Here is a 12,893-nt window from a genome sequence, read left to right on the forward strand (position 1 = left end):
GCCCGTCCCGGGCTCGACAGAGACGAGGAGCTCACGATGAGCGTCGACCAGAAGGTGTATGTGCCGTCCCAGCCGCTGGAGCCGGGTCCCCGGTACGGGATCCTGAGCGGCTACGAGCCGGGGACCCGGACGCTCGAGGCGGGGTTCCAGATCGCCCCGCCCTTCAAGCCTCTGCCGGTCGACGTCGTGCTCGACAAGGACGTGCCCGTCACGCTGCGCGACGGGGTGACGATCCACGTCGACGTCTTCCGGCCTGTCGGGACCGAGCAGGTGCCGGTCATCGTGGCGTGGAGCCCCTACGGCAAGGGCCAGGGGACCTCGGCGAGCGTCATGGGCATCTTCGGCTTGGTCGGGCTCGACAACGGCACGGTGTCCGGGCTCGAGAAGTTCGAGGGGCCCGACCCCGCGTACTGGTGCGCGCGCGGCTACGCGATCTGCAACCCCGACATCCGGGGCGTGGCCGAGTCCGAGGGGGACAGTGTCATCTGGGATCGCCAGGAAGGCCGCGACGCCCACGACCTGGTCGAGTGGCTCGCCGAGCAGGACTGGTGCTCGGGCAAGGTCGCGATGAGCGGCACGTCCTACCTCGCCGTCTCACAGTGGTTCACCGCAGCCGAGCAGCCCCCGCACCTCGCTGCGATCAACCCGTGGGAAGGCGTGAGCGACGTCTACCGTGACCTCGTGATGCGCGGCGGGATGCCCGACACCGGGTTCGCCGAGCAGCTCCAGGACAACAGCTTCTGGGGCAGGAGCCATCGCGAGGACATCCTCGCCGAGGCGGCCCAGTTCCCGCTCATGGGCGAGCTGTGGGAGGACAAGATCCCCGACTTCGACAAGATCACCGTGCCTGCGTACGTCGTGGCTAGCTACTCCAACACCCTGCACACCCAGGGCACGTTCCGTGCCTGGCGGCGCATGGCCTCGCAGGACAAGTGGCTGCGCATCCACAACAGCCAGGAGTGGCCCGACTACTACGACGAGGCCAACGTCGAGGACCTGCGCCGGTTCTTCGACCACGTCCTCAAGGGCCAGGACAACGGGTGGGAGCAGACGCCGCGCGTGCGCTACTCCGTGCTCGACCTGGAAGGCAGCGACCGGGTGAACGTCCCTGCCGACCAGTTCCCGCCCGCGGAGGTCACGTCCACGACCTACTACCTCGACGGCGTCGCTCGCACCCTGTCGACGAGGCCGCCCGCCACGGAGAGCACGGCGGGCTACGCCGTGGGGGGCAACCCGGACGTGGTGTCGTTCGTGACGCGCTTCGAGACCGAGACCGTCCTCGTCGGGTACCCGAAGGCACACCTGTGGGTGGAGGCGCAGGGCTCCGACGACATGGACCTGTTCGTCCTGGTCCAGAAGCTCGACGCGCACGGCACGCCGCTGCAGGAGTTCACCGTGCTCAACCACGGCGCGATCGTCCACGACGTCACCGAGCGAGGAGCCTCGATCCTGCGCTACAAGGGCTCCGACGGGCGCCTACGCGTCTCCCTGCGCCACCTGGACGAAGAGCTTTCCACCGACGACGTCCCCGCCCACACCTTTGACCGTGTCGCCAAGCTCGTGCCCGGCGAGGTCGTCGACGTCGAGATCGACCTGCTCCCCGTGGGCCTGGCGTTCCACCCCGGCGAACAGCTGCGTCTCGTCGTCAGCGGACGGTCGCTCCTGGGCACCATGATGCCCGGCAACCGCGAGTACGCCTCCACCGTCAACGCGGGCACGCACGTCGTCCACACCGGCGGCCACCGGCCCTCCTACCTCCAGCTCCCGGTCCTGACCGCGTGACTCCACGTCCGCCCTCCTCACCTTCGGGCGAGGTGGGCGGACGCACGGCGTGGTCGTGAGGCGTGACACCTACCGCCGGGTGGTGCGTCGATCGGCCGAGACTGCCGTCGTCGTCGGGCGAACCCGGTTGTCGTCGAGATCCGGCCGGACCCGAGCGGCAACCCACGCTCGGCACCTCTGGTACGTCTGTGGGCAGCGGAGTTGAGACGCGCGTCCTACAGTGCAGGCAGGCGCACGCGGGACCCCGACCGGGCACGTGTGCACGACCGGGGAGGCACCATGACACGAGCAGTGGTGACAGGTATCGGCGCGGTGACACCGCTGTCTTCGACGGCCCAGGGGACCTGGGAGGCCCTCGTGCGCGGGGACCACGGCGTCCGGGCGATCTCCGATGAGTGGGCGCACGACCTGCCCGTACGGATCGCTGCACGTGTCGACGACGCGTTCGCCGAGCCGCTCGGCGTGCGGCTGCTGCGCCGCACCGACCGCGCCGAACAGCTCGCGCTCGTCGCGGGCCGGGAGGCGTGGGCCGACGCCGGGAACCCGGACGTCGACCCGGAACGACTGGCCGTGGTGGTCGGCTCCGCGAACGGAGGCATCGCCACGACCCTCGCTCAGAGCCGCCTCTTCGACGCGCACGGCCACCGCCGGGTCTCCCCGCACGCCGTGACCATGCTCATGGCCAACGGCCCCGCCGCCTGGCTCTCGATCGACCTGGGCGCCCGGGCCGGCGCCCGGGCCCCGGTCAGCGCGTGCGCCGCCGGCAGCGAGGCCATCGCCACGGCGCGCGAGATGATCCTCGCCGGGACCGCGGACGTCGTCGTGTGCGGGGGAGTCGAGGCAGGGGTGCAGGCGTTCTCCCTCGCGGCCTTCGCCCAGGCGCGGGCCATGTCGACGCGCAACGACGAGCCTGAGCGGGCCTCGCGCCCGTTCGACGCCGCGCGCGACGGTTTCGTCATGGGCGAGGGGGCGGCGATCGTCGTCCTGGAGTCCGAGGAGCACGCTCGGGCGCGCGGCGCCCGCGTCCTGGGCGTGGCCTCGGGGGCCGCGCTCACCTCGGACGCCTACGACATCGTGGGCGGCGACCCCCAGAACCAGGCCCGCACCGTGACGCTCGCGCTGCGCTCGGCCGGGCTGTCGCCCGGCGACCTGGGGCTCGTCCACGCCCACGCGACCTCGACCCCCGTGGGCGACCGCAACGAGGCCGACGCGCTGCGCTCGGCCCTGCCCGACCCGCCGCCCGTGACCTCGACCAAGGGTGCGACCGGTCACCTCCTCGGCGCCTCGGGATCTCTCGGTGTCGTCGTCGCGCTGCTCGCGCTGCGCGACGGCATGGTGCCGCCCACGCTCAACCTCGACACCCCGGACCCCGCGATCGACCTCGACGTGGTGCACGGGACCGCCCGTCCGACGACGGCGCGGCACGCGCTGGTCGACGCGTTCGGGTTCGGGGGGCACAGCGTGAGCGTCGTGGTCTCGCGCGACTGAGGACGTCGGGCGGCCTCGGCATCAGCTCCGGCGTGCCTTCCTCGTCGTGCCGCGACGCGGCTGCCGTCGCTGCCCGCCGACGCGCGTGGCGACAGCGGGTCCGGCGGGCTCGCCGGCCGGGACCTCGGCCACCGCGGGACGGGACGCTCGCGCCACGTCCTGGTCGCCCGAGGGCACGAGGCGACCGATCACGAGCTGCTGCCCGAGCCCCCACAGCGACGACGTCGCCCAGTACAGGACCACTCCCACGGGGAAGCCCACCGCCACGACCGCGGAGACCGCAGGCAGCACGAACGCGAACGCGCCCTGCTGCCGCGCCAGCGGGGTGGTGTCGACCGGGTTGGCGCGCGCGCTCAGCCGCTGGGTCAGGACCTGCGCGGCGTACATCACGACGATCAGCACGGCGGGCACCAGGACCCCGGCCAGGCCGCCCGTCGCGGCACCGCCCGTGAAGGCCCCGGTCAGCGTCCCCGACAGAGGCGCGCCGAGGAGCGTCGCGGCGTCCGCCTCACGGACCAGGTCGCCGGTCAGCGCCCCGACGGGCACCTGGCGCCCGATCCCCGAGAGTACCGAGTACAGCGCGAACAGGACCGGCGCCTGCACGAGCAGCGGCAGGCAGCCCGCGAGCGGGTTGGCGCCGGTGCGCGCCATGAGCTCCTGCTGCTCGCGGCGGGCCGCGTCCCGGCTCGCCGGGTCGCTCGTGCCCCGGTACTTCTCCTGGATCCGGCGGATCTCGGGCGAGGCCAGGCGCATCGCCCGCATGCCCCTGACCTGCACGACGACGAGCGGGACGAGCACGAGCCGGACGATCACGACCAGGCCGACGATCGCGAGGCTCCACGCGGTACCCCCGGCAGGGTCGAGGCCGAGCGCGGTCAGTGCCGAGTGGAGATGGACGAGGATCCAGGCGACCACCAGCTGGATCGGGTGGACGAGCGTGGAGAGGGCATGGGTGAGGGCATCGACGACGGGCACGGTGGACTCCTGCGGGTGGAGGGGAGGGGGGAGCGCGGAGCTCCCGCGCCAGTTCCGCAGGGACCGGCACGGCACCGGGCCGACGACGGCTCGGGGGAGTGCTGGAGGTTCAGGCGGTGCGCGGGAGCGGGCTCGCTCCCGGCGCTCGCGGCCGGGGCCGTCCGGGGGTCGTGGGGCTGTGCTGGCGCACGGGGGCGGGCAGCGGCACGGGCTCGGGGCCGACGGGCACCGCGAGCAGCAGCAGGACCGCGACCGCGACGCACGCGAGCACGACGCCGAGCGCCCCGGCGGTGGCCGCGAGGGTCGCGGCACCGAGCAGGGAGAGCACGCCGCCCAGCGACGACGAGCCGCCGAACGACTGCCCGACGGCGAGCACGAGCACCGCCAGCAGCGGCACCAGGGCCACGGCCCGGGCCGAGGACGTCGAGGTCAGCCGGTCGTAGCGCGCGCGCAGCGAGGCGGCTCCACGTACGACATGGTCTGCCCGCACGTCCCTCACCTCCTGCGCTCGTCGTCGGTCGCTCGTCCCGCCCAGACTAGCGCGGCGTCCGTCCGTTCCGGTGTCGCGCGCGCGGTGCTCGTGCGATGCTCGCAGGACCCGCAGCCCCGACACGACCGGGATCCTGCACGTCCCGGGTCCTCGTCCCACGGGGATCCGCACCGGCTGTCCTGCGCGTCGCCGCCCGTGCTGACCGACGCGCCCCTGCACCCCGGCGTGCCGACGCACCCGGGACGTCCTCGGGAGGTCTCATGTCCGAGCTGGTGGTCGACAGCGGCGACACGGTCTGGGTGCTCGTGTCCGCGGCCCTCGTCCTGTTCATGATGCCGGGGCTCGCGCTCTTCTACGCGGGACTGGTCCGACGCGGCAACGTGCTCGCGATCATGCAGCAGAACCTCGTCCCGATCGCCGTCATCACGCTGACGTGGGTCCTGGTGGGCTACAGCATCGCGTTCAGCGACGACATCGGGAACGGCTTCATGGGGGACCTGGGCCTGTTCGGGCTCACGGGCCTCGACTCGGCCCCGACCCCCGCTCTGCACGTCGTCGACGGCGACGTCGCCATCCCGACCCTCGCGTTCGTCGCCTTCCAGATGATGTTCGCGATCATCACGCCCGCGCTCCTCACGGGGGCGACGGTGGGGCGCCTGCGGACGGTCGGTTGGGTCGTGACGCTCGCCCTGTGGTCCGTGCTCGTCTACCCGTTCGTCGCGCACTGGCTGTTCAACCCGGACGGCTGGCTCGCGCAGCTCGGGGCGCAGGACTGGGCGGGCGGGATCGTCGTGCACGCCGCGGCCGGGGCAGCGGCGCTCGCGGTCCTCGTCGTCGTCGGGCGTCGGCAGGGGTGGCCCGAGGCGGGGTCGATCCCGCACTCCATCCCGCTCGCCGTGGCCGGAGCGGGCATCCTGTGGTTCGGCTGGTTCGGCTTCAACGGCGGCGGCTCGCTCCAGGGGAACGGGGTGGCGGCCCAGGCCGTCCTCAACACGCACGTCGCGGGGGCCGCTGCCATGGGGGCCTGGCTGCTCATGGAGCGCTGGCGCACGGGCAAGGGCACCGTGATCGGTGCCGTCACGGGCGGCGTCGCGGGGCTCGCGACCATCACCCCCTGCGCGGGATACGTCAGCACGCTGTCCGCGCTCGTGATCGGGGTCGCGGCGGGCGTCGTGTGCACGTTCGCGCTCGGGCTCAAGAAGGTGTTCCGGTTCGACGACGCGCTCGACGTGATCGCGGTGCACTTCGTGGGCGGCCTCCTGGGCTCGCTGCTGCTCGGGTTCTTCGGGGAGCGCGCGATCAACGACGCCGGCGCCGACGGTCTCTTCTTCGGCGGGGGGCTCGACCTGCTGGGCGCCCAGGCGCTCGCCCTGGTCGTCGTGGTCGCGTTCTCGTTCGTGGTGACGCTGGTCATCGCGTTCGGGGTCGACCGGACGGTCGGCCTCAAGGTGCCGCCCGGGCAGGAGTTCGGCATGGACGAGGTCGAGCAGGGGGCGAACGCGTACACGCTGGGGCAGGTCTCGGGCCTGTCCGCGACGGGGACGGCGTCGGCCCCGGTCGGGTCCAGCACGGTGGCTCGCGGCGAGCGCACGGCTTCTGCCGCAGCGGCGGCCGCGACCGCCGCCGGTGAGGTCTCCGTCCCCGCGGTGACCGACGCCGTCGTGCTGTCCGCGACGTTCGACTCGGCGGACCTCGACGCCCTCACGACCGCCCTCGAGCAGGCCGGGGCATGGGCCATCCAGGTCTGCGAGGTCAACGAGGTCGTGGCCGACGCCCCGACCCTGCGCTTCCGCGAGTCGACCGAGCGCACCCGCTTCGCGCGCCGCCTGCGCGTCGACCTCTGCACGAGTCGCGGCGACGTGCCGGCGGTCGTCGCGCTCCTCACCCAGCACGCCGTGGGGCTGCGCTCGCCCCTGGTGCTCCCGCTCGTGGCGGCCGCCGGGACCTGACCGGGACCGGGGCGGGGGAGAATGACCCCGTGGACCCGGACCCGATCGCCCGCCTGCTCGCCTCCCCGCCCGATCTCCCGGTCCGCCACCACCTGGCCGAGCTCACCGACGCCGTCCGGGACCGGGGTGTCGCCGTGCTCCGGGCTCCGCCGGGCACGGGCAAGACGACCCTCGTCCCGCCGGCGCTCGCGGCCGCCCTGCCCGCGGGGCGCGTCGTCGTGACCCAGCCGCGCCGGATCGCCGCGCGGGCTGCCGCTCGCCGGCTCGCGCACCTGCTCGGCGAGCCGGTCGGGCGCACGGTGGGATTCTCGGTGCGCGGGGAGTCCCGGACGGGTCCCGAGACGCGCGTCGAGGTCGTCACGACCGGCGTCCTGCTGCGCCGCCTCCAGCGCGACCCGGAGCTCGCAGGGGTGGCTGTCGTCGTGCTCGACGAGGTCCACGAGCGGCACCTCGACGCCGACCTGACCCTCGCCCTGCTGGTCGACGTCCGGGCGACCCTGCGGCCAGACCTGGCCCTGGTCGCGATGTCCGCGACGATCGAGGCCGAGCGCACCGCGCGCCTCCTCGGCGACGGGCTCCCCGCGCCGGTCGTGGTCGCGGACGGCAGCCTGTTCCCCGTCGAGGAGGTGTGGGCGCCGTCGCCCGGGCCGCGGCTCGACGAGCGCGGCGTACCGCGCGCGTTCCTCGACCACGTCGCGGCGACCACGCGCCGGGCGCTGGCCGAGCAGTCCGGCGACGTGCTGGTCTTCGTGCCCGGCGCGGGCGAGGTCGACGGCGTCGCGCGCCGTCTGTCCGGCCTGGACGCCGACGTGCGTCCCCTGCACGGGCGCCTGCCCGCGCGCGAGCAGGACCTGGCCCTGACGCCCGGGCCACGCCGCCGGGTCGTGGTCTCCACGGCCGTCGCCGAGTCCTCGCTCACCGTGCCCGGGGTGCGCGTGGTCGTCGATGCGGGACTGTCCCGCGAGCCGCGCACCGATCACCGGCGCGGCCTCGCGGGTCTCGTGACGGTCCGCCTGAGCCGCGCTGCGGCCGATCAGCGCGCCGGGCGCGCCGGGCGCGAGGGACCGGGGGCCGTGTACCGCTGCTGGTCGCCCGGCGAGCACGCCCAGCTCGTCGCGCACCCGACGCCCGAGATCCTCACGGCCGACCTCGTCGCGTTCGCGCTCGAGCTCGCGTGCTGGGGGAGCCCCGACGGGTCGGGCCTCGCGCTCCTCGACGCCCCGCCCGCGGCCGCGATGACGGTCGCGCGCGGGACCCTCGAGGCCCTCGGCGCGGTCCACCCGGACGGCACCGTCACCCCACGGGGACGCGAGATCGCGCGCGTCCCGGCCGACCCCCGGCTCGCGCGGGCCCTCCTGGACGCGAGCGACGTCGTCGGGCCGCGGCTCGCCGCCGAGGTGGTCGCCCTCCTGTCCGACGACGTGCGCGCACCCGGTGCGGACCTCGTCGCCGCCCTGCGGGACGCCCGGCGGGGCGGCCCGGCGAGCGGGGCGTGGCGCGCGCAGGCCGAGCGGCTCCAGGGTCTCGCTCCCGCGCCGGGGCGGGGACGCCGCGAGGACCTGAGCCTGGACCTCGCGGTCGGGCTCGTCGTCGCGCTCGCGCACCCCGACCGGGTCGCGCGCAGGCGGCCGAACGGGTCGACGTACCTCATGGTCTCGGGCACCGGGGCCGCGCTGCCGCCCGGGTCCCCGCTCGCGGGGTACGACTGGCTCGCCGTCGCGGACGCCGACCGCGGCGCCGGCAGGCGCGACGCGACGATCCGCTCGGCCGCACCCGTCGACGAGGACCTCGCGTACGAGGCCGCGTCCGCGGCCCTGCGCGAGGACGACACCGTCACGTGGTCGGGCGGGCGCATCCAGGCGCGGCGCACGACGCGGCTCGGCGCGATCGAGCTCGCCTCGCAGAAGGTCGCCGACCCGCCCGCCGACCAGGTCGTCGCGGCGCTGCGCACCGGGCTCGAGCGCGAGGGCCTCGACGTCCTGCCCTGGCGCGAGCCCGCGCGCGAGCTGAGGCACCGGCTCGCGTTCCTGCACCGCGCCCTGGGCGAACCGTGGCCCGACGTGTCGGACGAGGCCCTGCTCGCGGGGCTCGACACGTGGCTCGGCCCCGACCTCGCCCGGGTCCGCTCGGCAGCCGACCTCCAGCGCCTCGACGTGACCAGCGCCCTGCGGCGCCTGCTGCCGTGGCCCGCGGCGGGCCGGCTCGACGAGCTCGCCCCCGTGCGCGTCGACCTGCCCGGGGGACGCAGCGCCCGCCTCGACTACACCGGGGACCAGCCCGTGCTCGCCGTCAAGGTGCAGGACGCCTTCGGGTGGCGGGCCACGCCCCGCGTCGCCGACGGACGCGTGCCCGTGCTGCTGCACCTGCTGTCCCCGGCCAGGCGCCCCGCCGCGATCACCGCGGACCTCGAGTCGTTCTGGGGAACGGGATACGCGCAGGTGCGCGCCGAGCTGCGCCGCCGCTACCCCAAGCACGACTGGCCCGAGGACCCGACGGCCTGATCCCGTCCGCGCTGCCGCCGAGCGGCGCTGCCCCCGAACGGCGCAGCGCCTGCGCGGCCACCGGCCTACGCTGGGACGGACCGCGACGGAACCCGGCGAGGAGCGCACCGTGGCACAGCTGACCTGCACCGGCATCATGTCCCTCGACGGCTACGTCGCCGACGCCTCCGGCTCGTTCGGGTGGAGCGCCCCCGACGAGGAGGTGCACGCGTTCGTCGACGACCTCGAGCGCTCCGTCGGGACCTTCCTCCTGGGGCGCCGCGTCTACGAGGTCATGCGCGTGTGGGACGACCCGGCCATGCTCGACGACGAGTCGCCCGCCGTGCGCGACTACGCGCGCATCTGGCGCGACGTGGACAAGGTCGTGTACTCGACCACGCTCGACGACCCGGGCCTGGCGCGCACGCGCGTCGAGCGGTCGTTCGACCCGGTCTCCGCCCGCGCGCTCGTCGACCGCGCCGAGCGCGAGGTCGGCATCGGCGGACCGACCCTGGCCGCGCAGGCGCTCGCGGCCGGGATCGTCGACGAGGTGCGGGTCTTCGTGCACCCAGTGCTGGTGGGCGGCGGCACGTCCTTCTACCCCGCGGGCGTCCGGCTCGACCTCGAGCTGCTCGACGAGCGCCGCTTCACGGGCGGCGTGGTCTACACGAGGTACCGCGTCGCGAGCTGACGCGCTCCCGTGCCGTGGGCCTCGTCACGTCGTGCCGTCTCCGCCGGGCCTGTGGTCGGCCGTCCTGAGAAGGTGGGGCCATGCGCGCACACTCCGAGCCCCGGACCGAGCGACCCCACGACCTGGAGGACCTGCAGCACCGCATCGCGAGCATGGACACGCAGGAGGTCGTCGACGAGCTCGGGCGCCTGGGCGACCAGCGGCGCGCGGTCGCGTTCCGCCTGCTGCCCAAGGGGCGCGCGGTCGAGGTCTTCGAGGACCTCGACCCGGCGATCCAGGCGGAGCTCGTCGAGGCGTTGCGGTCCGAGGCGACCGCGGAGATCTTCGCGGCCCTCGACCCGGACGACCGGGCGTCGCTGCTCGACGAGCTGCCCGCGGGTGTCGCGGCCCGGCTCCTGGGCGGGCTGGGGCCCGACGAGCGGGCCCTGACGACCGCGCTGCTCGGGTATCCCGAGGACAGCGCGGGCAGGCGCATGTCCCCCAGGGTGGCGTCGGTGCGGCGTGGCACGAGCGTCGCGGGGGCCCTCGACGCGCTGCGCCGGGCGGGCGACGACGTCGAGACGATCTACACCGTGCCCGTCCTCGGTGCCGGGCGCGTGGTCGAGGGCGTCGTGTCGTTGCGCCGGCTGCTCGTGAGCGACCCGGACGCCCTGGTCGAGGACGTCATGTCCCCGGCCGTGACGGTCGAGGCGACCGACGACCAGGAGCACGCGGCCAACGTCGTGCGCGACGGCGGGTACGTCGCGGTGCCCGTGGTCGACCACGAACGCCGCCTCCTGGGCGTGCTCACGGTCGACGACGCGATGCGCATCCTCGAGGCCGAGGACGACGAGGACTCTGCCCGCGTGGGTGGCTCGGAGCCGCTGCGCCGCCCGTACCTGACCGTCTCGGTCCTGGGGCTGGTGCGGGCGCGCGTGGTGTGGCTCCTGCTGCTGATCGTCGCGGCGAGCCTCACGGTCGGGGTGCAGAGCTACTTCGAGGCCGAGCTCGACGCGGTCGTGGCGCTCGCGCTGTTCATCCCGCTGCTCATCGGCACGGGCGGGAACGCGGGGTCCCAGGCCGCGACGACCGTGGTCCGCGCGCTGGCGGTGGGTGACATCCGCCGCGGCGACCTGCTGCGCGTCGTGGGGCGCGAGATGCTCACCGGCCTCCTGCTCGGGACGGTGCTCGCCGCGGTCGGCTTCGGTCCGGCGGCGTGGGTCGCGGGGGTCTCGATCGCGCAGGTGCTCGCGATCACGGTCGTGGGGGTGTGCGTGCTCGCGACGACGGTCGGGTCGAGCATCCCGATCCTGGCGCGCCGCGTGGGTATCGACCCGGCGATCGTCGCGGCGCCCTTCATCTCGACGTTCGTCGACACCCTGGGGCTGGTCATCTACTTCTCGGTGGCGAAGGTGGTCCTGGGCATCTGAGGCGCGCTCAGTCCTGCGGGGGCCGCGCACCTCGGACCTGCGCGGGCCGGCGGCGCGCGCCCACGACGCTCAGCGACATCGCGGCAAGGACCGCGAGGGCGGCGATCACCCAGCCGTAGGCCGGGACCTCGGGAGTCGTCGTCGCGCCCGGCGGGGTCGGGTTCCCGGAGGGCGTCCCGCTGCCCGACGGCGTCGCGCCCGTCTCCCGCGCGGCCGCGGCCCGCGTGCCGGACGCGTCGCCCGGCGTCTGCGGGCCGGTCGCGCGAGACTCGGCCACGGCGCCGTCGGCGCCGTCGGTGCCGTCGGGGACTGCGGGACCGGCGGGAGCCGCGGGTGCTGGCGCCGGGGTGGGCGGCGGGTCGAGGGCGAGCGCTGCCGTGGTCGCGGGGCCCACGACGCCGTCCGGGGCGAGACCCCGCGCGCCCTGGAACGCGACGACCGCGGCGGACGTCGCGGGGCCGTACGCACCGTCGGCGGCGAGGTCCTGGCCGTGGAGTCGCAGTCGTTCCTGGAGGGCCTGGACCTCGGGGCCCGAGGCGCCGAGCACCAGGCCGAGGGGGGAGCGAGGCCGGCTGGCCGCAGACCTGCCTGTTTTGTCCGTTCCGCCCGTCGTGCCCGCGGCGACCGGTGACCGGTCGGGAGCCGCCTGCGCCGGCGGCTGCGCGGGAGCAGAAGGGGCCGCGCCGGGGTAGGCGGCGAACACCTCGGCGACGTAGGCGCCCCCCGCGGCGTCGGTCGCGTACCCGACCCCCACCGACGTGAACGTCGAGGACAGGATGTTGGCCCGGTGCCCCGGGGAGCCCATGAGGCTCGCGTGCAGGCCCGACGGCGACGGGTCGGTGGACCACGCCACGTTCTCGCCCCACGAGGACCAGCCGCCAGGGATCTGCGCGCCCGTCGACGGGTTGTGGCTCATCGAGCCGTTCGCGGCCATCCGCTCGGCCCACGCCTGGGCGACGCCGGCGAGCCCGGGGTCGTGCGCCAGGGGCGCGAGCCCCGCGGACGAGCGCGCGCCGTTCACGAGACCCACCACGTCCCCGGCCCCCGAGGCCCGGGCCGGTGCGCCCGTGCTCAGGCCCACCGGCACCGTCAGCACGAGGGTCGTGAGCGCGACGAGGAGCGTGGTCATCCGGCGTGCGCGCACGGTGCCTCCCGGGTGGTCGGGCAAGGACGGGTCGGGTCCACTGTGCCGTGACCGGGTCGCTCGTGCGCGCGGGCGGCGCCTCGAGCGCCTCGGTACCCCGCTCAGCCCTGCGGGTCCAGGGCTGCCTGGGAGAGCTTCCACTCGCGGTACCTCTCGCGCAGGCACACCGCGCACGGCCGGTACCCGGCGGCGATCGCGGTCTCCTCGTCGGCGAAGAACACGCGATGGGCCACGTAGCCCCCGCGCGCGATCGCGCGGGCGGCGCCGGGGCAGTCGAGCCGGCCGTAGATCCGGGAGCGTCGGTGGCCGCCGAGAGTCCCGGGGACGGTGCTGAGGGTCGGGACGCGGTCGGGTCCGAGCAGTCGGTAGAGCCGTGGCGTCGTGCTCACAGGGGCGCTCCTGGGGTGGGGAGACCGGGCGGACGTGCTCACCTTCGTAGACGCACGTGCCGGGCGCGACGTGAGGTGGCGTGCTGGGGTGTGAGG

Annotated in this window: 10 protein-coding genes; 6 read left to right on the forward strand and 4 right to left on the reverse strand. The window is 75.1% G+C overall.

The genetic code is table 11. The features are described from left to right. The first annotated feature begins 36 nt into the window (after window positions 1-36). Together H9640_RS08960 and H9640_RS08965 are read left to right on the forward strand one after the other, a co-directional pair. The gene (locus H9640_RS08960; RefSeq protein ID WP_191790382.1) at window positions 37-1,782 is read left to right on the forward strand and encodes a CocE/NonD family hydrolase; all 1,746 of its coding nucleotides are present in this window, start codon (window positions 37-39) and stop codon (window positions 1,780-1,782) included. Window positions 1,783-2,061: 279 nt separating this feature from the next. After that, entirely contained in the window at window positions 2,062-3,270 is a 1,209-nt protein-coding gene (locus H9640_RS08965) for a beta-ketoacyl-[acyl-carrier-protein] synthase family protein (RefSeq protein ID WP_191790383.1), read from the forward strand. A gap of 21 nt (window positions 3,271-3,291) precedes the next feature. Here H9640_RS08965 and yidC read toward each other — a convergent pair whose 3' ends face one another. After that, window positions 3,292-4,245: a membrane protein insertase YidC gene (gene yidC / locus H9640_RS08970; RefSeq protein WP_191790384.1), complete on the reverse strand. Its 954-nt coding sequence runs from the start codon at window positions 4,243-4,245 to the stop codon at window positions 3,292-3,294. A gap of 109 nt (window positions 4,246-4,354) precedes the next feature. Next, a complete protein-coding gene (locus tag H9640_RS08975) occupies window positions 4,355-4,735 on the reverse strand; it encodes a hypothetical protein (protein WP_191790385.1) in 381 nt (126 codons plus the stop codon). 260 nt (window positions 4,736-4,995) lie between these two features. Here H9640_RS08975 and H9640_RS08980 point away from each other — a divergent pair, with 260 nt between their 5' ends. From H9640_RS08980 to mgtE, 4 genes are all read left to right on the forward strand, one after another. Beyond that, window positions 4,996-6,684, forward strand: coding sequence for an ammonium transporter (locus H9640_RS08980; protein WP_191790386.1), 1,689 nt, complete (start codon window positions 4,996-4,998; stop codon window positions 6,682-6,684). 29 nt (window positions 6,685-6,713) lie between these two features. Then, complete coding sequence (gene hrpB / locus H9640_RS08985) at window positions 6,714-9,185, forward strand: ATP-dependent helicase HrpB (RefSeq protein WP_318243716.1); 2,472 nt, start codon at window positions 6,714-6,716, stop codon at window positions 9,183-9,185. Between the two features lie 109 nt (window positions 9,186-9,294). Beyond that, entirely contained in the window at window positions 9,295-9,855 is a 561-nt protein-coding gene (locus H9640_RS08990; RefSeq protein WP_191790387.1) for a dihydrofolate reductase family protein, read from the forward strand. Window positions 9,856-9,935: 80 nt separating this feature from the next. Next, window positions 9,936-11,264 carry a magnesium transporter gene (mgtE, locus tag H9640_RS08995; RefSeq protein WP_191790388.1) on the forward strand — a complete coding sequence of 443 codons (1,329 nt, stop codon included), beginning with the start codon at window positions 9,936-9,938 and terminating at the stop codon, window positions 11,262-11,264. 7 nt (window positions 11,265-11,271) lie between these two features. Here the strand turns inward: mgtE and H9640_RS09000 are convergent, their stop codons facing one another. Together H9640_RS09000 and H9640_RS09005 are read right to left on the reverse strand one after the other, a co-directional pair. Beyond that, window positions 11,272-12,393, reverse strand: a complete 1,122-nt coding sequence (locus H9640_RS09000) for a CAP domain-containing protein (RefSeq protein WP_191790389.1) — start codon at window positions 12,391-12,393, stop codon at window positions 11,272-11,274. Window positions 12,394-12,509: 116 nt separating this feature from the next. Next, entirely contained in the window at window positions 12,510-12,797 is a 288-nt protein-coding gene (locus tag H9640_RS09005) for an Ada metal-binding domain-containing protein (protein WP_191790390.1), read from the reverse strand. Between the last annotated feature and the right edge of the window lie 96 nt (window positions 12,798-12,893).

Origin of the sequence: Oerskovia gallyi (assembly GCF_014836745.1) — a bacterium.
Taxonomy (GTDB): Bacteria; Actinomycetota; Actinomycetes; order Actinomycetales; family Cellulomonadaceae; genus Oerskovia; species Oerskovia paurometabola.

Bases quoted from the DNA above. Each gene is read 5' to 3' on its own strand.
- H9640_RS08960 (WP_191790382.1), top strand. From the start codon at position 37: ATGAGCGTCGACCAGAAGGTGTATGTGCCGTCCCAGCCGCTGGAGCCG.
- H9640_RS08965 (WP_191790383.1), top strand. From the start codon at position 2,062: ATGACACGAGCAGTGGTGACAGGTATCGGCGCGGTGACACCGCTGTCT.
- H9640_RS08980 (WP_191790386.1), top strand. From the start codon at position 4,996: ATGTCCGAGCTGGTGGTCGACAGCGGCGACACGGTCTGGGTGCTCGTG.
- mgtE (WP_191790388.1), top strand. From the start codon at position 9,936: ATGCGCGCACACTCCGAGCCCCGGACCGAGCGACCCCACGACCTGGAG.
- H9640_RS09000 (WP_191790389.1), bottom strand. From the start codon at position 12,393: ATGACCACGCTCCTCGTCGCGCTCACGACCCTCGTGCTGACGGTGCCG.